A 22182-nucleotide genomic window follows, 5' to 3' on the forward strand; every position below is an offset into this window, starting at 1 on the left:
GGGCGGCGGTCAGATGCCGCTGCCCGTCACCTTCCGGCTGACCGCCGGAACAACGGCCACAGGCGCTTCGGCGCCGGTCTGTTTGAGATAATCGCTATAGGTTGTGCAGCGCACGTCGGGCTTCGTGCACACATCGGATGTGAAGCGTTCCAGTGCCCGCCAATAGGCATCGCCGTTCATCAGCGTAAAATGAATGCCGATCTGGAAAGGAATGCGCTCACCCTTGTACTGGCGCTCGAAAGCGCCCTTGAACGCGTCATAGGCACGGTTTTCAAATTCGTTGAGGTGATCCGCCCGTTCGAAGCCGCCGGAGTGGCGCACGAACATGTTATAGTCCATCGCCACGACCGGGCGGTGTTCCGGGCCTTCGCTGATGGTCGGCAGCGCGAACTGATAGAGCCCGGCCGCATGGACCGGCAGTGCCGGACCCTTGGAAACGCTGCTGGCGTCAAAGGCATACCCCAAGTCTTTCAATGCCGACAGCAGGGCGGGGCTGGCCGAGAGATATGGTGCACGGAAACCGCGCACCTCCGTATCGACAAAGGCTTTCCAGCCCTCCGGCTCCGGATCGCTGCCATATTTTGCCCAGGCCGTGCGCAGCACCTGCTTGTAGGTGGTGAATTCCCTGATCCAGTCCGCCTTGGTCCATGTGCGTCCGTCAAAATGGCCGCAGGCGTGGCTGGCAATTTCATTGCCTTCGTTGCGCGCCCGCCAGATATTATCGAGCCGTTTGGCAATATCGGCCTTCGATGCCGCATAACCAATGTTGGAGCGGCCATTGGATTCGCCCGGAGCCTGATAGGATTTGCGGTCGGCCCGGTCGATCAGAAAGACGCAGGAGAGAAAATAGGTGAATTTGGCATTGGAGCGCTCGGCGAGCGCCCGGCTGCGTTCCCACAGGGCATTGCTGCCCGAATTGTCGAAGGAAATCAGCACGTACTGCGGCTTGCTGCCAATGGAACCGCGCAGCTCCGGGCTTTCGCTGGCAAAGGCTGGCATGCATGCCGTGAAGGCAAGGGACGCGGCAAGGGCACAAGAAATCAGACGCATAATGCAGGTACGACGCTGTCAATGGGATGAACGATTCTCGCTACAGGGGAATTGTGGCGATGATCGGACGCGTCGATCCACCGCAAGCCCCTGTCTTGGAACTGTTCTAAAGCCGCTGTACTCTCCCGGCAAAACGGGGGAACCGGTCATGCTGGTACTGATTCTGGGTATTGTCGTCTTTCTGGGGATTCATTCGGTTCGCATCGTGGCACCGCAATGGCGCCTGGACAAGATCGCCGCTTGGGGGGAAACCAAGTGGAAGGGTTTTTACTCCCTCATTTCGTTCCTCGGTCTGGCGCTCATCATCTGGGGTTATGTGCTCGCACGGCCCTATTCGCTGTTCATTTATGAGCCGCCGGTCTGGCTCAAGCACATCACCCTGCTTCTGATGCTGTTTTCGTTCATCTCGTTGATGATCTCGAATTTCAGACCGGGAAAACTGAAGCCCATTCTCAAGCATCCCATGCTGATCGCCATCAAAATCTGGGCGCTGGCGCACCTCATGGCCAATGGCGATCTGGCATCGCTCGTCCTGTTTCTGTCATTTCTGGCCTGGGCTGTGGTTGACCGCATTTCCATCAAGCGGCAGGAGCGGGCCGGTCTGATGCGCACGGTGATTGTGCCCGGACCGGTCTCCAACGATATCATGGCCATTGTCGCCGGGGTGGTGCTCTATGCCCTGTTTGTCTGGAAACTGCATGCCTGGCTGATCGGGGTATCGCCACTTTAAACAGCCGGCTGAGGGCTATTTTTCACTTGGCCCTTACATCCCGAGGATTTTCCGACTAAAAGCGCTCTAACTGTGTGCGCGGAGCGGCGAGGGCTGCTTCGCGCATCTGCAATTCATTTCATCGCAGGCCCTCAAGGGCACCAATGAGGCACTATGACTGACGACGGCTTTTTCCGTGAGGTAAATGAGGAACTCCGCTCCGACAAGATGCGGGCGTTTTGGAAGCGCTTTGGCGGCCTGCTGATCGGCGCTGCCGTGGCCCTGGTCGTCGGCACGGGTGTTTTCGCCTTCTATGAATATTGGACGGAAAAGCAGGCGTCGAAATCCGGTGACCAGTTTCTGGCCGCGCTCAATCTTGTCCGTGACGGCAAGAACGATGAAGCGCTGAAGACGCTGGATGCGCTGGAAAAGACCGGTTATGGCGCCTATCCCGTGCTGGCACGCATGCGCGCTGCCGGTGTGCAGGCGCAAAAAGGCGACCCGGCAGCCGCTGTCGCTGCGTTTGACGAGGTTGCGGCGGATGCTTCCGTTCCCCAATCGCTCCGGGATCTGGCAAAACTGCGCGCTGCCCTGCTGCTTCTCGACACGGGCTCCTATGATGACGTTGCCAAACGTGTCGAATCTCTTTCGTCCGACGGCAATCCGATGCGTCATTCCGCCCGCGAGGCACTTGGCCTTGCCGCGTGGAAAGCTGGACGTGGCGGCGATGCGGAAAAACTGTTCAAGCAGATCTCCGACGATCAGGCCGCTCCCGCCAATATCCGCCAGTTTGCCGACACCATGCTCGACATGCTTCGCAGCACTGGCGCAGCACCCGCTGCTGCAGCCGGTTAACACAGGAATTTGAGTCTTTGAGTTTCACCCTCGCCATTATCGGCCGTCCGAACGTCGGTAAGTCCACCCTCTTCAACCGGCTTGTCGGCCGCAAGATCGCCCTGGTGGACGACTTGCCGGGCGTTACGCGCGACCGTCGTGTCCACGCCGCCAAACTGTACGACCTGAAGTTCGATGTCATCGATACCGCAGGTCTTGAGGAAGTCCCCAGCGATTCCCTGGAGGGCCGCATGCGCGCCCAGACGGAACTCGCGATTGGCGAGGCCGATCTCATCCTGTTTCTTGTCGACGCCAAGGCCGGAATTACGCCCGCCGACGTAACATTTGCCGATCTCGTGCGCCGTTCCGGCAAACCGGTCATTCTGGTTGCCAACAAGGCCGAGGCGCGTGGCGCTGAATCCGGCATGTATGATTCCTATCAGCTGGGACTTGGCGAGCCTTGCCCGATTTCCGCCGAGCACGGTCAGGGTTTTCCCGATCTGCGCGATGCGATCGTCGATATGCTGGGCGAAGAGCGCGTTTTCCCGGATGAGTACGAAACGAAAGCTCCCGAGAGCGACGCGGTTGCGGTGACCATTCCCGCCGTTGCCGGGCCGAAGGACGATCTGATCGGCGACGATATCGATGATCCGGATGCCGAAGACATTCCGGAATATGATTCGAACAAGCCGCTCCGCATCGCCATCGTCGGGCGCCCGAATGCGGGTAAATCGACACTGGTTAACACGATGCTCGGCGAGGACCGGCTGCTGACGGGGCCGGAAGCCGGCATCACGCGCGATTCCATTTCCGTCGACTGGGAGTGGAACGGCCGCAAGATCAAGCTGTTCGATACCGCCGGACTGCGCCGTAAATCCCGCGTCCAGGGTAAACTGGAAAAATTGTCGGTGGGCGATGCGCTGCGGGCCATTCGCTTTGCCGAAGTGGTCATCATCGTGCTTGATGCGACGATCCCCTTCGAAAAGCAGGATTTGCAGATCGCCGACCTGATCATCCGCGAGGGCCGCGCTCCGATCATCGCTTTCAACAAATGGGATCTGGTTGAAAACCGCCAGATGGTGCTGGCGGACCTGCGCGAAAAGACCGAACGCCTGCTGCCGCAGATTCGCGGTATCCGCGCCGTTCCGATCTCGGGCGAACGCAACCAGGGCATCGACAAGCTGATGGCTGCCGTTGCCACCACGGACGAGGTTTGGAACCGCCGTATTTCCACCGGCCGCCTGAACCGCTGGATGGAAGGTGTGACGACGCATCATCCGCCGCCCGCCGTTGCCGGCCGGCGCCTTAAAATCAAATACATCACGCAGGTCAAAACCCGCCCGCCGGGCTTTGTCATCTCCTGCTCGCGGCCGGAAGCGTTCCCGACCTCCTATGTGCGCTATCTGACAAACGGGCTGCGCGAGACGTTCGATATGCCGGGCGTTCCCCTGCGATTGGTTCTGCGCACCTCGGACAATCCGTTTGCCGGACGGGCAAAGAAGAAGCGTTAACCTGTTTTTCGATAACAAATCCTGCCGCCCCCGTGCCTTGCACGGGGGCGGCTTGCTTTTGCGCAGGTCCGTGAAACACAACCGGCTAGGTTCTTTTGCGAGGGCCGTTAACTCTCCATCAAGGTTAATGCTTCATTTTTGCAACCAGTATTGTGCGGTTGTGAGTGGGGTATCGGCGTGCGTTTCTTTGAGTTTTCTAGGGCATTGAAGCCCCGGCGAAAGAATCGGACAAACAGGAATTTTATCGGTCCGGTGATTATCGGCACGGCCATCTATCTGTTCTCGCCCACGATTGTCGCTTATCAGGACATGGCCAGCATGCTGTCGGGTGCCGAATCCGGCAAGGGCCGCTGGACTGCCTATCTTGAAAAGTCACCCGCCGGCTCCATCCAGAAAGCCAATATGTCCCTTGTCGATGACAAGGCCATCACATCGAGCATTCCCGCCAGCGGCATCGACGCTCCCGGTATCGGTCCGATCGTCGTCAACGGCACCCGGAAATCCCCCGATGCGACACCCGATGAAGACCGCATCAACCGGGCGGAGAAGCAGGGGCGCATCGTTACCATCAGCAAGAAGGCGCCGCCCAAGGCCTTCAGCGCCGGTTCGATCCTGCAGCGTTCGAGCATGCTGATCCGCCCGACCCATGGTGTTGAAGTCGAAATGGCCTTTGCCAAGCCGAAGATCGCCGGCAAGGAAATCCAGATCGCTCTGGCGTTTCATAACCGCGCACCGGCCAAGGCCGATCCGCAAGTCTCGCCCATGCTCGCCAGCCTGATCACCAACAACACGCCTGACGTCCTGGCATTGGGTTACGCACCGGCTGAACCGGACTACGCGAAAACCTCGCCTTTCGACAACATCCTCAATGAACCAAAGCAGCCCGGGCGATTCGTTCCGCAGCTGGGGGCTGGCGATCATGCCTGGCTGGCATCGCCGCTGCCGCCGGTTGTTTTCACCAAGGAAGAACAGAAATGCCTGGCGACGGGCATTTATTTTGAGGCGAGAAGCGAAAGCCTGAAGGGCCAAGCCGCCGTTGCACAGGTCATCCTCAACCGCGTCCGCAACCCGGCCTATCCGAAAACCATCTGCGGTGTCGTCTACCAGAACGACGACTGGATTAACCGCTGCCAGTTCTCCTTCGCCTGTGAAGGACGCAAGCTGGTTGTGACAGAGCCGAAATACTGGAAAATGGCACAGGAGATCGCCATGGCTGTCACATCGGGGCGCATCTTCCTGCCCGAGGTCGGCTCGGCCACCCACTATCACGCAGTCTATGTCCGGCCAAACTGGGCCCACACCATGAAACGCGTCGACAAGATCGGCCAGCACGTTTTCTACCGCACCTATGGCGGTGGTTGGATTTGATGCCACTTGGAAGATGAGCGAAAACTGCTATATTGTTCTTGGAGTGAGGGACAGGCTCTCGCCCATCCCTCCTTCCTGATTATGTGAATTGAACCCGGATTGTCAGCGACCAACTGGTCCGGGTTCTTTTCAATATCAGGGTGATGCTAAGCGGTAGACGCCACATAGCTCACCTCCAAGTTTGAGAGCAAGGCCATTGCCCATGGTCGGGAGGCCCATCGTCCCGATACACCGGTTGGCTCGGTGTTTTCTGCTTCGCTCCCAAAACTTCATGTTTGTTCGCAGCATTATTTATTGTTTGGTTCGTTCTGCGCCGCAAGAAACGCAGGGTTGCGTCGCGGCGTATTTGGCCATGGAAAGCTGTGTTGCGATGATGCTGGAATGCGTCCGAACCTCGGCCTCATCCACAGGATTCGCGGAAGATTCTTGCCCCCAGAGGTGAGACATAAAGTCATATTTACCTAAGGTATTGAAATTTCCCGCGAAAATTACCCTTGAGACTCCTGCTTCTGCGCCTTGACTAGCGCGGATCGTAACAATATGTTGCGCGCGACTTCGAAGCGGGGGTGAAGCCTCGCATTTAGCGTGTAAAGGACATGCCATTGGCCACGGGGAACGAGCCCGATCAGTCAGGTTCTGTCGGTAATACGCCGGATGCCGGAAAGCCGCTGACTTCGGTCGAACTGGAAAATCGCCGCCGCGATCTGGAAGCAAAACTTGCTTCAAAGGGTGTTGGCCGGAAGACCGGTTCGAAAGACGAGGGGACGGGGACCGCCTCCGGTGTCGCGCAGGCCATGAAACTGTCGAGCGAGTTTATCGCCGGCGTTCTGGTTGGTGCGGGGTTGGGCTGGTTAGCTGACCGATTTTTAGGTACTTCACCCTGGGGGCTGATCATTCTGCTCCTCCTGGGGTTTTGTGCCGGAACGCTGAATATCCTGCGCTCTGCAGGACATGTGGCGGAGAACCGCGGATTTGAGCTCGACAAGAGCGATGACCGCGAGAAACCGGAATAAGCCTGCGGGCATGGAACGATATAGACGAGGTTAGCGTGGCCAACGATCCGATCCATCAATTCCAGATTGCACGATGGATTCCCATTGATGTCGGTGGAATTGACCTGTCCTTCACCAATTCGTCCTTCTTCATGGTGGCGACGGTTGCGGTTGCTTCGGCGTTTCTCTACCTCACTTCTTCCAATCGCGGCCTGATCCCGACCCGTCTGCAATCGGTTTCCGAGATGGCTTATGAGTTCGTGGCTTCGACGCTGCGCGATTCGGCTGGAACGGCTGGGATGAGGTTCTTCCCGTTCGTTTTCTCGCTCTTCATGTTCGTGCTGACAGCCAATGTGCTCGGTCTGTTTCCCTATTTCTACACGGTCACCAGCCAGATCATCGTGACGTTCGCGCTCGCGATCCTCGTTATCGGCACGGTCCTCGTCTATGGTTTCGCCAAGCACGGCTTCAAGTTCCTTGGTGTTTTCGTGCCGTCAGGCGTGCCGGCCGCGTTGCTTCTGCTCGTGGTGCCGATCGAAATCATCTCCTTCCTTTCACGCCCGATCAGCCTTTCAGTTCGTCTTTTCGCCAACATGCTTGCTGGCCACATCACGCTGAAAGTGTTTGCGGGCTTCGTGGTGTCGCTGGGTAGCCTGGGTGCACTCGGCATTGGCGGCGCAATCCTGCCGCTGATCATGACTGTCGCGATTACCGGTCTCGAATTTCTGGTGGCTTTCCTGCAGGCCTACGTCTTCACCGTGCTGGCATGCATGTACCTGAATGACGCAGTGCATCCTGGCGGTCACTAAGAAAAAACTTCGCCGGCGGGCCTCCGCCAAACGCAATCTATCAATAACCTATTCTATCCAAAGGAGTTTAACATGGATCCCGTAGCAGCAAAGTACATCGGTGCAGGTCTCGCTTGTTTTGGTATGGCCGGAACGGCCCTCGGCCTCGGCAACATTTTCGGCAGCTACCTCTCCGGTGCATTGCGCAACCCATCCGCAGCTGATGGCCAGTTCGGCCGTCTGGTATTCGGCTTCGCCGTTACTGAAGCTCTGGGCATCTTCTCGCTGCTCGTTGCTCTTCTGCTTCTGTTCGCTGTTTAATCAGCAGACCATCGATACTGGCTGCGCAGCGCGTGGCCAGTATAAGATTTATAGTCAGTAGATCGGGAAATGCCCGAACCAAGGGGACAGCATATGTTTGTGTCTTCGGCTCAAGCCGCATCCACAACCGCTCAGACCGAGACACCTGCGCATGCCGAAACGGCTGCACCGGGTGCCGCGCCTGATGCTCACGGTACCGCGACCCACTCCGAAACGGGTGTGGCGCACAAAGGTGTTTTCCCGCCCTTTGACTCCAGCCATTTTGCTTCGCAGCTGCTCTGGCTGGCGCTGACATTTGCATTTTTCTACCTGTTCCTGTCGCGCGTGGTTCTGCCCCGCATCGGCGGCATCATCGAGACCCGCCGCGATCGCATCGCGACCGATCTTGATCAGGCTGCCCGCATGAAGCAGGAATCGGACGAGGCGCTTGCTGCCTATGAGCAGGAGCTTGCCGAAGCCAAGCAAAAGGCCGGCGGCATTGCCCAGAAGGCCCGTGACGAATCCAAAGCCAAGGCTGATGCGGAAACCGCCGAAATCTCGGCGGCTCTGGAGAAGAAGCTGGCTGATGCCGAGGCAAGCATTGCCTCCATCAAGGACAAGGCAATGGCTGGCGTCGGTGCGATCGCCGAGGAAACGGCGACTGAAATCGTCAAGAAGATCATCGGTGGAACTGTCGACAAGGCAAGCGTTACCGCCGCGGTCAAAGCTGTTCGCGGCTAAGGAGAACCATGATGGACGCAACATTTTGGGCCCTGGTTGGTCTGGTCATTTTCCTGGCACTGCTGGTTTATCTGAAGGTTCCGGGCGTTGTGGGCAAGTCGCTCGACGGCCGTGCTGACCGTATCCGCGATGAGCTGGAGGAAGCCCGTCGCCTGCGTGAAGAAGCGCAGTCGCTGCTGGCCGAATATCAGCGCAAGCGCAAGGAAGCCGAAAAGGAAGCTGGCGAGATCGTTGCCGCAGCACAGCGCGAAGCCCATGCTATCATTGAGGAAACCAAGCAGAAGACGGAAGAATATGTTGCGCGCCGCAACAAGCTTGCCGAGCAGAAGATCGCTCAGGCCGAGACAGAGGCGGTCAACGACGTTCGCGCTTCCGCAGTCGACATCGCTGTTGCGGCTGCTGGCCGTATCCTCAAGGACAAGGTCGACGCCAAGACATCGGCTGACCTGTTCAAGTCTTCCTTGAGCGAAGTGAAGACCCGTCTGAACTGATTGAAGGCAAAATGAAATTTGAAAAAGCCGCCGCAAGGCGGTTTTTTCTTTGGGGTGCGTGGCCTGCGCTAAATGTCCCGGTTCTTCAGCGGTGCGAAACTGAAGCGGTGCAGGCCAACCACCGGTCCGTGGGTTTGCATCGCGCTGCGATGAAACGCTGTTCCATAGCCTGCATGGGTCTCAAGCCCATAGACCGGGTAGTGACGGCCGGCCTGTGCCATCATCCGGTCGCGGCTGACCTTGGCGAGAATGGAGGCTGCGGCAATGGAGACCGAACGCTGGTCGCCCTTGATCACAGCCGTACCGGGGCAGGGAAGGCCGCGTGGCACATCCCGCCCGTCAATGAGCGCATGGCCGGGCAGAATGGACAGGCCGCACGTGGCACGGCGCATGGCCTCCAGCGCGGCTTTCAGAATGTCTGTGGCATCGATCGACGGTGCGGCGACACTGGCAATACCCGACGCCAGCGCGGTCTTCAAAATAATATCGAACAATTCCTCGCGCTTCCTGGCGGTCAGGCGTTTTGAATCGTCAAGACCATCGGGAATCCGCTCGGGATCAAGGATAACCGCCGCAGCGACAACAGGGCCTGCCAGAGGACCACGGCCCGCTTCGTCGATCCCCACGATATGGGGTATGCCATCGCGCATGAGGCGGCGCTCCGCCGCAAAATCAGGTTTGCCGGTATCGAGAGGAAGAAGCAGAGAATCAGAACGCGATCGAGTCATGTTGCGGCGAGACTCGCATTCGTTCTGATTCTCTGCAAGGCCCCGATGCGGATGGGGTAGGGCATCGGGGCGTCCGTCAGCGGGATGGGGGCGCCCGACGGATTTTCAGAAACGGGTTATGGCCCGTTAAAACAGCGACAACTGTTCGCTGCCCGCGGTTGGTACGAATAGGTCCGTGCGCAAGCGGCGCCTGGCGAGGTTGATACCGAGTCGCTTGGCGGCGATTTCAAACCGGCGTCCGATCTGCCAGGCATAGGGGCCTTCACCGCGCATGCGCTTGCCCCATTCCGCGTCGTAATCCTTGCCGCCGCGCATGGAGCGCACGAGAGAAAGAACATGGCGGTAGCGATCCGGGTAGTTGCGCAGCAGCCATTCCTTGAAGATGGGGCTGACCTCAAGCGGCAGGCGCAGGAGTACGTAGCCAGCCTCGCGCGCGCCCATGGCATAGACGCTGTCGAGTACGCGCTCGATCTCGTGATCATTGAGACCGGGAATGATGGGGGCCACCAGGGTTCCCGTCGGAATGCCCGCGTCGGAAAGTGCACGCAGTGCTTGCAGCCGCCGTGTCGGGGTTGAGGCCCTTGGTTCCATCGTCCGGGCGAGCTTGCCGTCCAGCGTCGTGACGGAAAGGCAGACCTTGGCAAGACCTTTCTCGGCCATGCGGGCGAGTATATCGATGTCACGCATGATCAGCGCCGACTTGGTGACGATGCCGACCGGATGCTGGTGCTCTTCAAGCACCTGCAGGATATCGCGCATGATGCGCCATTTCCTCTCGATTGGCTGATAGGGGTCCGTATTGGTGCCGATGGCGATGGTCTTGGCGGTATAACCCGGTTTGGACAGTTCGCGGTCGAGCATCCTGGCCGCATCGGGTTTGGCAAACAGTTTCGATTCAAAATCGAGACCGGCGGACAGCCCCATATAGCTGTGGGTGGGGCGGGCGAAGCAATAGATGCAGCCATGCTCGCAACCGCGATAGGGGTTGATGGAGCGGTCGAATCCGACATCCGGCGAGTCATTGCGTGTAATGATCGTGCGCGGCTTCTCGATCTGCACCTCGGTTTTGAAGGCAGGCAAGTCCTCGATTGTCTCCCAGCCATCGTCAAAGACATGACGCGTTTCCGGCTCGAAGCGCCCGGATGGGTTCATGCCCGCGCCGCGCCCGCGGCGGCGCTCATGATCGATCCGCAGCCCGGCTTCCTCAACGAGCGCATTGGCATGCTGCGCCCGGCCTTGCCCGAAGGCGGCCCTGTCCGCCTGCACCATGATGTTCATTGGCATTCTCCTTGAGACCGGAGCGAGACTGAGTCGCTCATCACCGTCGCAACATGAATGTATTCCTAACAAATTATGAGAACAAAGCAAGAACAATCTGATGAAAAAGGATGATGGAAATTTCAATAATAATACTATAACTGAAATGAATGATTTCCGTCCTGATCGAAACCCGCAATGCCGATGAACCCTTGGCCAGAACGCTCGGCGGACTGGTGGGCGGAGCTGTCGAAGGTGTGTTGAGTGATGTCATTGTCATCGATCAGGGCTCAACCGACCAGACTCACCGTGTGGCCGACGCCGCCGGGTGCATTTTTCTGCAGGACCAGACATTGATCGATGGCCTGCGCCGTGCGCGCAGCGACTGGATTTTGTTTATCGAACCCGGTGCGCGGCTGATTGACGGCTGGATCGAGGCCGTGTCCATCCATGTGGAACGCATGCAGGGGCCAGCCTGCTTCACCCGCTCACATGCCCACCGGCGGCCATTTTTCAGCCGGGTTTTCTCGCCGGGCAATCCGCTGGCCGACGGGCTGCTGATTTCAAAGCGTCAGGCGATGGCTTTGTCGGCTCCGGGCAAGAGCGCCGTGGACCTGGCGCGCGGTCTGGCGATGAAACGCCTGCGGGCAGAGATTATTCCCGGCGCGGTGAAGTAGCTGTCAGCCCCGTTTCAGATGTTCGTCCAGCCGCGGCATGATCTCGATGAAATTGCAGGGCATATGGCGGTAGTCGAGCTGAAACTGGAGAATATTATCCCAGGCATCCCTGCAGGCGCCCGGTGAGCCCGGCAGCACGAAAACAAACGTGGCATTGACTACACCGCCGGTTGCCCTGGACTGAATGGTCGACGTGCCGATCTTGTCGTAGGAAATGCGGTGGAACACCTCGGAAAAGCCGTCCATGCGCTTTTCAAAGATTGGCTCGAGGGCTTCCGGCGTTACGTCACGGCCGGTAAAGCCCGTACCGCCTGTGGTGATGACCACATCCACATCGGGGCTGCTTGACCAGGCAAGCACCTTGTCGCGTATCGCTTGGCGGTCATCGGTCACGATAGCGCGGTCCGCCAGCCGGTGCCCCGCTGCCACGATGCGGTCAGCCAGCGTCGTGCCGGATTTATCGTCATCGAGCGTGCGCGTATCGGAAACGGTCAGCACGGCGATCCCGACGGGTACAAAGGGGCGTGTCTCGTCAATGCGGGCCAAGATCAGTTTCCTTCCATAGTGCTGCTGGTGGCGACGACAAACCATGCAGGCTGGCGTTGGCGTAACCGTCTTGCAGCTGCGTCAGCCGCCGCGTCGTCGCTGTAGAGTGCAAAGCAGGTGCCGCCCGAGCCGGACATGCGCGCGAGCAGCGGATTGGTGTCGATCAACGCCTGCATGCTGCCATTGATCGACGGCGCAAGCTTTTGCGTGGCTGCGAAAAGATGGTTGTCCGTCTGCCGGAGATAGGCGCAGACCTCCGCAAGGCTTGTCAGGGGAGGCAGGGCAGGCAGCGGAGGATTATCGCAGCGGGTCAGCGCGGAAAAGACCTGGGGCGTCGACACCGTGACGCCATTGTTGACGAGAACCATGGGCAGGCGCGGAAAGGCTGCGATGCGCTCGATCTTTTCGCCGATGCCGCGCGCGATCAGCGCCTCGCCATGCAGGCACATCGGCACATCGGCGCCCAGTAGCAGGCCGAGCGCGGCCAATTCCGTCAGGCTGGCATCGATATCCCACAGCGCACCCAGCGCGCGCAGGGCCGCAGCGGCATCGCTGGAACCGCCGCCGATGCCGGACGCGATGGGGAGATGTTTTTCCAGATGGATGGCGACGGGCGTTGCCCGTCCGCCATGCTGGCGGCGCAGGGCGTCCCGTGCCCGGAGCACCAGGTTTGTATCGTCGGCGGGAAGACCGGCACCATAGGGGCCGGACAGGGTAAAGGAATCGGCCGCCGCTTTCGTCACGCTCAGCCGGTCGCCGAAACGGGCAAACACGACGAGACTGTCAAGCAGATGGTAGCCGTCGTCACGCCTGCCCGTCACGTGCAATGCAAGATTGATCTTGGCCGGGGCGGTCAGGCTGACTGTGTGGTCGGGACTGGCAAGCATGGACACTCAGTCTTTGCGCAGGCGGTATTCACCGGTTTCGGGGTCCTGAACCAGTGTTCCCTGCGCCCGATTCTGTGCCTCTTTTTCGGCTTCGCGGACGCGCTGCGAGACGCGCTGTGCTTCCTTCTTGAATGAACGATAGCCATAATAGGCGGCGGCGCCGACAAGAGCAAAAAAGATCAATTGTGGCATCGTCTGTAACCCTCAACTACCGATATCATTCCTGTCCACATTCATAGCACGGAGTTCCGGCCTTGCCAAAAAATCCTGCGCCGGTTTACAGACCGAACCGCGACCAGAGCGCCCGTTCCTCGGCGGCGTCCACGAGCCCATTGGCCAGACCGTTGCCAAGCCCTTCGATCCGCACGCTGGCGGACGGAATCCTGCGCCCGAACAGTCCGCGCGGCTGCGAGATCAGTTTTAGCTTGGTTTTGGGGCCATATTGCGACTGCAGATAGGAGCGCATGTCGCCAAGACCGTCGACCAGACCGAGTTCGACACCGCGCGTTCCCGTCCAGAACTGGCCGGTGAAAAGATCGGTGCTGGCGCTCAACTTGTCGCCGCGCCGTTCCTTGACCAGATCGATGAAAATCTCGTGGATTTCGAGTTGCAGGGTCTTCAGGTGTTCGACATCAGCCTTGTTTTCCGGCTTGAAGGGATCGAGCGTCGCCTTGTTCTTTCCCGCCGTATAGACACGCCGTTCCACGCCAATCTTCTTGATCAGTTCCGTAAAGCCGAAACTTGCGGAGACAACACCGATCGAGCCGACGATCGATGAAGGGTCGGCAATGATTTCGTCACCGGCGACGGCGATCATGTAGCCGCCGGACGCCGCGACGTCCTCGACGAAGACATAGACCTTCTTGTTCTTTTCCGCTGCCAGGTCGCGGATGCGCCGGTAGATCAGGCGTGACTGTACCGGCGAGCCGCCCGGCGAATTGACCGAGATTGCCACCGCGGGTGAATCCTTGTCATCAAAAGCCTTCTCCAGAACCGACGCAGTGGAGGCAAGCGAAAGATTTTGCCGGAATTGACCGCCGCCAGACATGATGGCGCCATGCAGGCGAACCACCGGTATCTCCACAAAATCAGGGCGCCAGCGGCGCGGCAGCAATTTTCGGATCAATCGGGCCAATGCTTTCTCCTTTGATGCTTTCAAGTCATGCGCTCAAGTCATGCGCATGTAGGCGGTACGCATGAAATCACAATGGCGCCGTGCGGAAAATGCTACAAAAGTGATGTAAGGCCATTGTTTATGGCTGTTGCGCGCTCGGTGAACCCGTTGCCGGTCTCGTGGTGCATGATCAGGGCAGGGGCAAGCGTAAGGCCCGCACGGCTGCCGCGAATTCCCCGGATGATGATGCGGATGGCGGCATCCTGCGGTCTTGGCTGCACGGGCACGATGACCAGCCCGCCGAAGCGGCGCTGCAAGGCATCGAGCAGTTCGGCAATCGAAGCCGGGCGGGCAATGATGGCAAGCGCTCCACCGGGCTTGACGATGGCAGCGGCAGTGCGGATCCATTGCTCCATCATGCCGTCGGTCATGACATGGGCTTCCGCCTTCACCGGATCGGGCGTCGCGCGGTCGGTGGACCGGTTGAAGGGCGGGTTCATGATCACGAAGTCAAAACTGTTGTCGGCAAGCCCCGCCGCACCCCGCGCCTTGCCGGTCAGGGTGACATCGGCCTGCAGGAGTTCGGTGCGGGCGGCGATGGCGGCATTTTCCGGCAGCGCAAGCGATCTGCGGGCGAAGTCGGCCATGAAATCAGAACGTTCGATCAAGACCGCCTTGGCCTTGCTGCAGCGCGCAAGCACGGCAAGGCCCGCCGCGCCGGCACCGGCGCCAAGGTCTGCGACACGGCCGGAGAAATCATCGGGTACGGCGCTGGCAAGCACCATCGCATCCACCCCGGAACGGTGTCCCTTCAGCGCGGGCTGGAGCAGGTGAAACCGGCCGCGATGGAATGCATCCAGCGTATAGGGCGTATCGGTCGATGGCATGGATCAGCCGCGCAGTTCGCGCTCGAGGCAGGCGTCTTTGAGCAGGCGCCGCACTTCATCCTCCCGGCTGGCATCGACCAGCACCCGGCGTGCGAGAATACCGACGGAACCTTCGAGCACACTCATGTTGGAATCGGCGATAAAGTGCCGAATGCCGGCATCCTTGAGCAGTGATTCGACAAAGGAGATGAGAACAGGATCGTTCGTGCGCATGATTTCGATCATTGCCATTACCCATATGACTGGCCCGGAAGTGCCATAAGTCCTGTAGCACATGTGTGGGCTTTATCACGAATTTGTAACCCCTGCCATTTTTGCGCGCCAATTCGCCGCTTGCGGGTTATAGCCTGTCAAAATAAGGTGTCGCCGCATTATGCGAGAAGTTTAGGAGTTTCGTTTTGGGCGTTGTTGTCAGTCTGGACGATAAGAAAAGCAGCACGGGATCGGTGCAGCCGCTGATTGATCTTACCAAGGCCGACATGGCCCGTGTCAACGAACTGATCCTGTCCAAGGCAGGTTCGGACGTCGAGATGATTCCCGAAGTGGCGAACCATTTGATCTCGTCCGGCGGCAAACGCCTGCGCCCGATGATCACGCTCGCGGCTGCCCGCATGTTCGGGTATCAGGGCGATGGCCACGTCAAGCTGGCCACCAGCGTCGAGTTCATGCACACGGCAACCCTTTTGCACGACGATGTGGTTGACGAGAGCGACCTGCGCCGGGGCAAGAGCACGGCGCGCATGATCTGGGGTAATCAGGCCAGCGTTCTCGTTGGCGATTTCCTGCTCGGTCAGGCGTTCAAGATGATGGTGGACGTCGGTTCGCTCGAAGCGCTCGATGTGCTGGCAACCTCCGCTTCGGTCATTGCCGAAGGCGAAGTCATGCAGCTTGCGGCGGCAAAAAACCTTGAGACAACCGAAGATGAATATCTGGCGGTGATCAAGGCCAAGACGGCCGCGCTGTTTTCCGCAGCGGCCGAAGTGGGGCCGATCATTGCATCGTCCTCGCGCACGGATCGCCAGGCATTGCGCTCCTATGGCCTCAATCTCGGCCTTGCATTCCAGCTGGTGGACGATGCGCTGGATTACGGCGGCAACGCCAAGGATCTCGGCAAGAACACCGGTGATGATTTCCGCGAAGGCAAAATTACCCTTCCGGTGGTTCTGACCTATCGACGCGGCACGGCGGAAGAGCGGCTGTTCTGGAAGGACGCGCTGGAGAATGGCGCCAACGACGACAAGGCGCTTGAGAAGGCCAAGGGCTTGATGACCCGCTACGGCGCCCTCAGCGATACGATCCAGCGCGCCCGGCATTTTGGCGGCATTGCCCGCGATGCATTGGCCCCGCTCGATCAGTCGCCGCAGAAGGACGCCCTTCTGGAAGTCATCGACTTTTGCATCAGCCGCGTGAACTGATCCGTTGTGGACCGAACGCCTGCCATGGCCTCTGGCAGGCCGTTGCCTTTATTCTTTCGATGAAACTTGAGAGTGGACCGTAAAAAGGCCATGCTTTTCCTGAGGATTCGGGCGATCATTTCACAATGACGACAATGAAGAGGGATTTTGTATATGCAGCGCAGTAAATTGCTTGGCTCCGTGATGGGCGCAACACTCGCTGCCTTGACCATCAGTGTCATTTCCGCACCGGCGGCGACCGGCAAGGATCTGGCAACTGCTGCCGGTTCACTGTCCGGTGCCTTTCTCTCTGCCCGCACCGCCGAACGCAGCAATGATTTCGACAGCGCCATTTCCTTCTACCGGCAGGCTCTTGCCTATGATCCGAAAAACAAGGAATTGCGCCAGAGTCTCCTGCTGGTTCTTCTGACCGATGGCCAGTTCAAGGAGGCATTGCCGATTGCGCAGGAACTGAAATCGGTTCCGGAGATCGAACGTTTTTCGCGTCTGGCGCTCGGCATCGATGCGATGAACAAGAAGCAGTACCAGAAGGTGGACAACCTGATGCTGCTGTCGCTCCAGTCAGACCTCGACAGAATGATCACCGGTCTGATTTCCGCCTGGGCCAGGGCGGGGGCAGGCAAGCCCAATGAAGCGCTGGCCATGATCAGCAAGCTGAAGGGCCCGGACGGTTTTGCCCTGTTCAAGATTTACAATTCGGCGCTCATCGCCGACATGGCGGGACAGAAGGACAAGGCGGCGGCGTTCTATCAAAGCGCTCTCGACGACCGCCCAAGCCTGGCTGCCGCCCCCGATACCTATGAGCGGCTGATCGAGGCCTACGCGTCATTCAAGATGCGCAACGGTGACAAGGACGGCGCGGAAGCGCTGATCAAAGATGCATCGGAAGTGCTGTCGGGTCGCATGGTGCTGGTCGAATTCGGCAAGCAGCTTTCGGCCGCCAAGACGGTCAAGCCGCTGGTGCAGACACCGCAGCAGGGCGCGGCGGAAGTGCTGTACACATTGGCGACCGCCATCAACCGCAGCGGTGCCGAGGCCTTTTCCAAACTCTATCTGCAGATGTCGCTGCCGCTGCGCCCCGACCACGATGCAACCCTTTTCCAGATCGGCGACATCAGCGCCAAGCTGGAGCAGCCGGAGAAGGCCGTCGAGTATTTTACCCGCATTCCCCCCGACTCCGCCTATAACCGCGATGCGGAAATGCAGATTGCCATCAACCTGGCCATCTTGAAGCGTCATGACGAGGCGATCACGCATTTGAACGGTCTTTTGGCGGCCGACCCGAAGGATATCCGCACCTACCTTGCCATTGGCAGCATCTATGCGCAGGACAAGAACTACGCCAAGGCAGCCGAAACCTATGACAAGGCTGTTGCCGCCATCGAAAAGCCCGAACGCAACGACTGGATGATTTTCTACCAGCGCGGCATCGCCTATGAGCGGCTGAAGCAGTGGGACAAGGCAGAACCGAATTTCACCAAGGCGCTGGAACTCTATCCGGATCAGCCGCAGGTGCAGAATTATCTTGGTTATTCCTGGATCGATATGAATATCAAGCTGGAGCAGGGGCTGGACCTGATCAAGAAGGCCGTCGCCTCCCGCCCGCAGGATGGCTATATCGTCGACTCGCTCGGCTGGGCCTATTACCGGATGGGCAATTATGCCGATGCGGTTATCCAGCTGGAGCAGGCGGTGAAGCTGCGTCCCGAAGACGCAACCATCAACGACCATCTTGGTGATGCCTATTGGCGCGCCGGGCGCAAGCTGGAGGCGACTTTCCAGTGGGCCCATGCCCGCGATTCCAAGCCCGAGCCCGAAGATCTGGTCAAGATCGAGGAAAAGCTGAAGAACGGTCTTCCCGATGCGAAGGAGCCGGGCGTCGCCAAGAATGGCGGCGATTCACCCAAAGCGCCGGAACCTCCGGCGCCGCAACCGGCGGCTCCCGTTCCGGCTCCGGACAACAAGGGCTGATCATCATGTGAAACGGGGGTGCTTTCCCGGCACCCTTGCCATGATTTCCGCTGCGAGTGCCTGGGAAAGCCATTGCCGTGGCTTCCTTTCTCTTGACCGGCCAGACGGCACGCCTTAGGACGGGCACTCCATTTCCCGTCAAAAAGGCCTGACCGGTGACCGTCCCATTGCCCGATCATATGCACCCGACCCGTTCGTTCCAGGGTCTCATCCTGACGCTTCATAATTACTGGGCCCAGCATGGCTGCGTCATCCTGCAGCCCTATGACATGGAAGTCGGCGCGGGTACGTTCCACCCGGCGACGACGCTGCGTTCGCTCGGTCCCAAGCCCTGGAAGGCAGCCTATGTCCAGCCATCCCGCCGCCCCAAGGATGGCCGGTACGGTGAGAACCCCAACCGCTTGCAGCATTATTACCAGTATCAGGTGATCATGAAGCCTTCGCCTGCCAACCTGCAGGAGCTTTACCTCGGCTCGCTGGCCGCCATCGGCCTTGATCCGCTGCTGCATGATGTGCGTTTCGTCGAGGATGACTGGGAAAGCCCGACGCTCGGCGCCTGGGGGCTGGGCTGGGAATGCTGGTGCGACGGCATGGAAGTGTCGCAGTTCACCTATTTCCAGCAAGTCTGCGGCATTGAATGTGCGCCCGTTTCCGGTGAGCTGACCTATGGTCTGGAGCGGCTCGCCATGTATATCCAGGGCGTCGACAGCATCTACGACCTGAATTTCAATGGCCTTGAGGGTGACGACAAGGTCACCTATGGCGACGTGTTCCTGCAGGCGGAACAGGAATATTCGCGGCACAATTTCGAACATGCCAACACGTCGGTCCTGCTGCGGCATTTCGAGGATGCGGAAGCCGAGTGCGCAGCCCTTTTGCGCGCGGGCGCACCCAAGGACGGCGACAACAGCCCGATGCATCGCATGGTCCTTCCGGCCTATGATCAGTGTATCAAGGCTTCGCATGCGTTCAACCTTCTCGATGCGCGCGGTGTGATCTCGGTGACGGAGCGGCAGAGCTATATCCTGCGGGTCCGTAATCTCGCCCGGCAGTGCGGCGAGGCGTTCCTTTTGACCGAAGCCGGCGGCGTCAATTTCAAGAGTGAGTCCGTATAATGCCCGATCTTCTGCTCGAACTTCGCTCTGAAGAAATTCCCGCCCGCATGCAGCGCAAGGCGGCGGGTGACCTGAAGAAGCTCGTCACCGATGGCCTGGTCGAGGCTGGCCTGACCTATGAAGCGGCTGGCGACTACTGGACGCCGCGCCGCCTCACGCTCGACATCCGTGGCTTGACTGCACGGTCCAAGGACGTGCACGAGGACCGCAAAGGCCCAAGTGTCAGCGCGCCGGAGGCAGCCATTGCGGGCTTTCTGCGTTCCGCCGGTCTGACGGATATTGCGCAGGCCCACGTGCACACCGACCCGAAGAAGGGTGACTTCTACGTCGCCCATCTGACGAAGCCGGGCCGTCCGGCTGAAGAAATCATCGCCGAACTCCTGCCAAAAATCATTCGCGAGTTTCCATGGCCGAAATCCATGCGCTGGGGCGCTGCCTCGGCAAAGGCGGGCAGCCTGCGCTGGGTGCGTCCGCTCCAGTCGATCGTCTGCATGTTCGGCGGTGAGACCGAAGAGCCGGTTGTCGTCGATTTCGAGGTGAGTGGCCTGCGTTCCGGCAACATCACCTATGGGCACCGGTTCCTCAGCGATGGCCAGCCGATCACCGTGCGCCGCTTCGACGATTATGTCGCCAAGCTGGAAAAGGCCAAGGTCGTGCTCGATGCCGATCGCCGCAAGGAGATCATTCTGGCGGATGCGCAGAATATAGCCTTTGCGTCGGGCCTTGAGCTGGTCGAGGACGAAGGCCTGCTGGAAGAGGTATCGGGGCTTGTCGAATGGCCGGTCGTGCTGATGGGCGAGTTCGAGGAGAGTTTCCTCGCCATCCCGCCGGAGGTCATTCGCCTGACCATCAAGACGAACCAGAAGTGCTTTGTCACCCGCAAATCAGGCGAGACCGACAAGCTCTCCAACAAGTTCATCCTGGTTTCCAACATCGTGGCCAGCGATGGCGGCAAGGAGATCGCCTACGGCAATGGCAAGGTTGTCCGCGCCCGTCTTTCCGATGCGCTTTATTTCTGGACGACCGACCAGCATGATCTGCCCGATATGGAAAAGCTCGCGGCTGCTGCCATCCGCTTCGATCTCGATCTGAAGAAGCCGCTTGATCAGCGCATGGCGCGGCTTGATGCCCTCAATGTTACCTTCCATGCCAAGCTCGGCACCCAAGGCGAGCGCGTCACGCGGATCAAGGCGCTTGCCCGCGAAATCGCGCCGCTGGTTGGCGCGGACCAGGTTCTGGCCGCCCGTGCTGCCGCACTGGCCAAGGCTGATCTGACGACGGAAATCGTTGGCGAGTTCCCGGAACTGCAGGGCGGGATGGGCCGCAAATATGCGTTGCTGCAGAACGAGCATCCGTCGGTCGCAGCCGCGATTGAAGAACATTACAAGCCGCAGGGTCCATCCGATACGGTGCCGGATGACGCGGTTTCCGTGGCTGTCGCGCTTGCCGACAAGCTCGACACGCTGGTCGGATTCTGGGCCATTGACGAAAAGCCGACGGGCTCGAAAGATCCCTATGCGCTGCGCCGTGCGGCGCTTGGCGTTATCCGGCTGCTGCTTTCAAGCGACTGGCAGATCGCGCTGCTGCCGCTCTTCCAGACAGCCTTTGCGCAGCTGCGCGAAGACGCCATCGAAAAGCATGTCGAGCGCTACGAGGCGCAGCAGGCCGCCCAGAATTCCGGCGATGTCGATGGTGAGGAAGATGTCACCAACGCCATTTCCGGCTTTGAAAAGCGTCTGCGCGAAGAAGTGGCCGAAAGCGCACATCCGGTTCTGCTTGATCTCCTGGCGTTCTTCCATGATCGCCTGAAAGTGCATCTGCGCGATCTCGGTGCACGCCATGACCTGATCGATGCGGTGCTGACGGATGGCGCCGACAATCTGCTGCTGATCGCCCGCCGCGTCGAAGCGCTGGTGGTCTATCTCAACTCGGAAGAGGGCAGGAATCTTCTGGCCGGCACCAAGCGCGCGGCCAATATTCTGAGCGCCGAGGAGAAGAAGGGGACGGTTGTCACCGATAGGGTTGACCCGGCGCTGCTCGCGCTCGATGCGGAGAAGACGCTGTTTGCGGCGGTGAATCAGGCTGAGAAGGATGCGGCGCAAGCGATTCAAAAACAGGATTTTTCCGGCGCCATGATTGCACTGAGTGCTTTGCGTGAACCGGTTGATTCATTTTTTGAAGATGTGCTGGTTAATGACGGGAATCCCGACATCAGGGCCAATCGCCTGGCGCTGCTTGCCCGCATTCGCACGGCCACCAACACGGTCGCCGATTTCTCGAAAATCACTGGATAATCAAGGGACAGGCGCGAAAACCTCGCGTTTGTCCGTTTGCCTTGGTCCGGCTTATTGCATGCTGGCGCGCAGCGGGGTTGCTTCGACCGCAAGCAGTCCGCTGGCGGGGGAGGGTGCCGCAGGTTCCGGTGCTGCCGGTGTTTGGGCGACAGCTGCGGCATCCGTTGACGGCAATGTTGCGGCGTTGGCGGTGGCGACGAAAGAGTCCGGTTTGGGGCCATTGCCCTGGAGGCGCGCCATGTACTGTCGCGACCTTTCGCGGCGCTCCAGATAGGCCTGAAGCTTGGCAGCTTCCGCCGCCCGCTGTTCGATGCAGGGCGTGCAGACCGGATTGCCATCGGCATCGAAACTGTCATAACCAACATAGGTCACGGAATTTGGCCGGGCCGAAGGCCCCTTGAGCTTGATGGATTCTCCGGCATGCGCGATGGCCGGTGCGATCAGGGCAGCAGCAATGATGGCAAGCAGATGGCGGAACATGTGGCTCTATCCTCGTTGACCGTTCAG

At 59.5% G+C, this 22182-nt stretch carries 24 protein-coding genes; 14 read left to right on the forward strand and 10 right to left on the reverse strand.

Annotated features, from left to right (window positions below):
* Positions 1 to 9: 9 nt before the first annotated feature.
* Positions 10 to 1050: a polysaccharide deacetylase family protein gene (locus tag C5750_RS22260; RefSeq protein WP_105736896.1), complete on the reverse strand. Its 1041-nt coding sequence runs from the start codon at positions 1048 to 1050 to the stop codon at positions 10 to 12.
* A gap of 148 nt (positions 1051 to 1198) precedes the next feature.
* On the opposite strand from C5750_RS22260, the gene C5750_RS22265 reads away from it, so the two are divergent.
* From C5750_RS22265 to C5750_RS22305, 9 genes are all read left to right on the forward strand, one after another.
* Complete coding sequence (locus C5750_RS22265) at positions 1199 to 1780, forward strand: NnrU family protein (RefSeq protein WP_105736898.1); 582 nt, start codon at positions 1199 to 1201, stop codon at positions 1778 to 1780.
* Between the two features lie 153 nt (positions 1781 to 1933).
* Positions 1934 to 2614, forward strand: a complete 681-nt coding sequence (locus tag C5750_RS22270; RefSeq protein WP_105736900.1) for a tetratricopeptide repeat protein — start codon at positions 1934 to 1936, stop codon at positions 2612 to 2614.
* A gap of 17 nt (positions 2615 to 2631) precedes the next feature.
* On the forward strand, positions 2632 to 4104 hold the full coding sequence (gene der, locus C5750_RS22275; RefSeq protein ID WP_105736902.1) for a ribosome biogenesis GTPase Der: 1473 nt from the start codon (positions 2632 to 2634) through the stop codon (positions 4102 to 4104).
* A gap of 252 nt (positions 4105 to 4356) precedes the next feature.
* The gene (locus C5750_RS22280) at positions 4357 to 5472 is read left to right on the forward strand and encodes a cell wall hydrolase (protein WP_130268814.1); all 1116 of its coding nucleotides are present in this window, start codon (positions 4357 to 4359) and stop codon (positions 5470 to 5472) included.
* Between the two features lie 602 nt (positions 5473 to 6074).
* Positions 6075 to 6485 carry an AtpZ/AtpI family protein gene (locus C5750_RS22285; RefSeq protein ID WP_245457701.1) on the forward strand — a complete coding sequence of 137 codons (411 nt, stop codon included), beginning with the start codon at positions 6075 to 6077 and terminating at the stop codon, positions 6483 to 6485.
* Between the two features lie 35 nt (positions 6486 to 6520).
* Complete coding sequence (locus tag C5750_RS22290) at positions 6521 to 7273, forward strand: F0F1 ATP synthase subunit A (protein WP_105736906.1); 753 nt, start codon at positions 6521 to 6523, stop codon at positions 7271 to 7273.
* Positions 7274 to 7345: 72 nt separating this feature from the next.
* Positions 7346 to 7573 (forward strand): F0F1 ATP synthase subunit C, encoded by a 228-nt coding sequence (locus C5750_RS22295; protein ID WP_105736909.1) that lies wholly within the window; start codon positions 7346 to 7348, stop codon positions 7571 to 7573.
* Between the two features lie 93 nt (positions 7574 to 7666).
* The gene (locus tag C5750_RS22300) at positions 7667 to 8293 is read left to right on the forward strand and encodes a F0F1 ATP synthase subunit B (protein WP_105736911.1); all 627 of its coding nucleotides are present in this window, start codon (positions 7667 to 7669) and stop codon (positions 8291 to 8293) included.
* An 11-nt stretch (positions 8294 to 8304) separates the two neighbouring features.
* Positions 8305 to 8784: a F0F1 ATP synthase subunit B gene (locus tag C5750_RS22305; protein WP_105736913.1), complete on the forward strand. Its 480-nt coding sequence runs from the start codon at positions 8305 to 8307 to the stop codon at positions 8782 to 8784.
* Positions 8785 to 8852: 68 nt separating this feature from the next.
* Here the strand turns inward: C5750_RS22305 and C5750_RS22310 are convergent, their stop codons facing one another.
* Both C5750_RS22310 and C5750_RS22315 read right to left on the reverse strand, forming a co-directional pair.
* Entirely contained in the window at positions 8853 to 9512 is a 660-nt protein-coding gene (locus tag C5750_RS22310) for a ribonuclease HII (RefSeq protein WP_105736915.1), read from the reverse strand.
* Positions 9513 to 9638: 126 nt separating this feature from the next.
* Complete coding sequence (locus C5750_RS22315) at positions 9639 to 10790, reverse strand: PA0069 family radical SAM protein (protein WP_105736917.1); 1152 nt, start codon at positions 10788 to 10790, stop codon at positions 9639 to 9641.
* 149 nt (positions 10791 to 10939) lie between these two features.
* Between C5750_RS22315 and C5750_RS22320 the strand changes: the two genes are divergently transcribed.
* Positions 10940 to 11446 carry a glycosyltransferase family protein gene (locus C5750_RS22320; RefSeq protein ID WP_105736919.1) on the forward strand — a complete coding sequence of 169 codons (507 nt, stop codon included), beginning with the start codon at positions 10940 to 10942 and terminating at the stop codon, positions 11444 to 11446.
* A 3-nt stretch (positions 11447 to 11449) separates the two neighbouring features.
* Here the strand turns inward: C5750_RS22320 and moaB are convergent, their stop codons facing one another.
* From moaB to C5750_RS22350, 6 genes are all read right to left on the reverse strand, one after another.
* Positions 11450 to 11992: a molybdenum cofactor biosynthesis protein B gene (gene moaB, locus C5750_RS22325; RefSeq protein ID WP_105736921.1), complete on the reverse strand. Its 543-nt coding sequence runs from the start codon at positions 11990 to 11992 to the stop codon at positions 11450 to 11452.
* A 2-nt stretch (positions 11993 to 11994) separates the two neighbouring features.
* A complete protein-coding gene (locus C5750_RS22330) occupies positions 11995 to 12885 on the reverse strand; it encodes a 4-(cytidine 5'-diphospho)-2-C-methyl-D-erythritol kinase (protein ID WP_425350506.1) in 891 nt (296 codons plus the stop codon).
* Complete coding sequence (locus tag C5750_RS22335) at positions 12886 to 13071, reverse strand: hypothetical protein (RefSeq protein ID WP_091880998.1); 186 nt, start codon at positions 13069 to 13071, stop codon at positions 12886 to 12888.
* 85 nt (positions 13072 to 13156) lie between these two features.
* Positions 13157 to 14014: a S49 family peptidase gene (locus C5750_RS22340; RefSeq protein ID WP_105736925.1), complete on the reverse strand. Its 858-nt coding sequence runs from the start codon at positions 14012 to 14014 to the stop codon at positions 13157 to 13159.
* A 92-nt stretch (positions 14015 to 14106) separates the two neighbouring features.
* A complete protein-coding gene (locus C5750_RS22345; RefSeq protein ID WP_105736927.1) occupies positions 14107 to 14880 on the reverse strand; it encodes a methyltransferase in 774 nt (257 codons plus the stop codon).
* 3 nt (positions 14881 to 14883) lie between these two features.
* Entirely contained in the window at positions 14884 to 15105 is a 222-nt protein-coding gene (locus C5750_RS22350; RefSeq protein ID WP_105737327.1) for a putative signal transducing protein, read from the reverse strand.
* Positions 15106 to 15278: 173 nt separating this feature from the next.
* Here C5750_RS22350 and C5750_RS22355 point away from each other — a divergent pair, with 173 nt between their 5' ends.
* From C5750_RS22355 to glyS, 4 genes are all read left to right on the forward strand, one after another.
* The gene (locus C5750_RS22355) at positions 15279 to 16295 is read left to right on the forward strand and encodes a polyprenyl synthetase family protein (RefSeq protein ID WP_105736929.1); all 1017 of its coding nucleotides are present in this window, start codon (positions 15279 to 15281) and stop codon (positions 16293 to 16295) included.
* 153 nt (positions 16296 to 16448) lie between these two features.
* On the forward strand, positions 16449 to 18266 hold the full coding sequence (locus C5750_RS22360) for a tetratricopeptide repeat protein (RefSeq protein ID WP_105736931.1): 1818 nt from the start codon (positions 16449 to 16451) through the stop codon (positions 18264 to 18266).
* A 179-nt stretch (positions 18267 to 18445) separates the two neighbouring features.
* Positions 18446 to 19381: a glycine--tRNA ligase subunit alpha gene (locus C5750_RS22365; protein ID WP_199538023.1), complete on the forward strand. Its 936-nt coding sequence runs from the start codon at positions 18446 to 18448 to the stop codon at positions 19379 to 19381.
* The gene (gene glyS, locus C5750_RS22370) at positions 19381 to 21675 is read left to right on the forward strand and encodes a glycine--tRNA ligase subunit beta (protein WP_105736935.1); all 2295 of its coding nucleotides are present in this window, start codon (positions 19381 to 19383) and stop codon (positions 21673 to 21675) included. Before C5750_RS22365 ends, glyS begins: the two co-directional genes overlap by 1 nt.
* A gap of 51 nt (positions 21676 to 21726) precedes the next feature.
* On the opposite strand, the gene C5750_RS22375 is transcribed toward glyS, so the two are convergent.
* Positions 21727 to 22155: a hypothetical protein gene (locus C5750_RS22375; protein ID WP_105736937.1), complete on the reverse strand. Its 429-nt coding sequence runs from the start codon at positions 22153 to 22155 to the stop codon at positions 21727 to 21729.
* Positions 22156 to 22182 lie beyond the last annotated feature (27 nt).

Source organism: Phyllobacterium myrsinacearum (assembly GCF_002980555.1).
Taxonomy (GTDB): Bacteria; Pseudomonadota; Alphaproteobacteria; order Rhizobiales; family Rhizobiaceae; genus Phyllobacterium; species Phyllobacterium myrsinacearum.

Excerpts from the sequence above, each read along its gene's own strand:
- C5750_RS22260 (WP_105736896.1), bottom strand. The coding sequence starts at position 1,050 with ATGCGTCTGATTTCTTGTGCCCTTGCCGCGTCCCTTGCCTTCACGGCA.
- C5750_RS22265 (WP_105736898.1), top strand. The coding sequence starts at position 1,199 with ATGCTGGTACTGATTCTGGGTATTGTCGTCTTTCTGGGGATTCATTCG.
- C5750_RS22270 (WP_105736900.1), top strand. The coding sequence starts at position 1,934 with ATGACTGACGACGGCTTTTTCCGTGAGGTAAATGAGGAACTCCGCTCC.
- C5750_RS22295 (WP_105736909.1), top strand. The coding sequence starts at position 7,346 with ATGGATCCCGTAGCAGCAAAGTACATCGGTGCAGGTCTCGCTTGTTTT.
- C5750_RS22300 (WP_105736911.1), top strand. The coding sequence starts at position 7,667 with ATGTTTGTGTCTTCGGCTCAAGCCGCATCCACAACCGCTCAGACCGAG.
- C5750_RS22305 (WP_105736913.1), top strand. The coding sequence starts at position 8,305 with ATGGACGCAACATTTTGGGCCCTGGTTGGTCTGGTCATTTTCCTGGCA.
- C5750_RS22310 (WP_105736915.1), bottom strand. The coding sequence starts at position 9,512 with ATGACTCGATCGCGTTCTGATTCTCTGCTTCTTCCTCTCGATACCGGC.
- C5750_RS22315 (WP_105736917.1), bottom strand. The coding sequence starts at position 10,790 with ATGAACATCATGGTGCAGGCGGACAGGGCCGCCTTCGGGCAAGGCCGG.
- C5750_RS22320 (WP_105736919.1), top strand. The coding sequence starts at position 10,940 with ATGATTTCCGTCCTGATCGAAACCCGCAATGCCGATGAACCCTTGGCC.
- C5750_RS22335 (WP_091880998.1), bottom strand. The coding sequence starts at position 13,071 with ATGCCACAATTGATCTTTTTTGCTCTTGTCGGCGCCGCCGCCTATTAT.
- C5750_RS22345 (WP_105736927.1), bottom strand. The coding sequence starts at position 14,880 with ATGCCATCGACCGATACGCCCTATACGCTGGATGCATTCCATCGCGGC.
- C5750_RS22350 (WP_105737327.1), bottom strand. The coding sequence starts at position 15,105 with ATGATCGAAATCATGCGCACGAACGATCCTGTTCTCATCTCCTTTGTC.
- C5750_RS22360 (WP_105736931.1), top strand. The coding sequence starts at position 16,449 with ATGCAGCGCAGTAAATTGCTTGGCTCCGTGATGGGCGCAACACTCGCT.
- C5750_RS22365 (WP_199538023.1), top strand. The coding sequence starts at position 18,446 with ATGCACCCGACCCGTTCGTTCCAGGGTCTCATCCTGACGCTTCATAAT.
- glyS (WP_105736935.1), top strand. The coding sequence starts at position 19,381 with ATGCCCGATCTTCTGCTCGAACTTCGCTCTGAAGAAATTCCCGCCCGC.
- C5750_RS22375 (WP_105736937.1), bottom strand. The coding sequence starts at position 22,155 with ATGTTCCGCCATCTGCTTGCCATCATTGCTGCTGCCCTGATCGCACCG.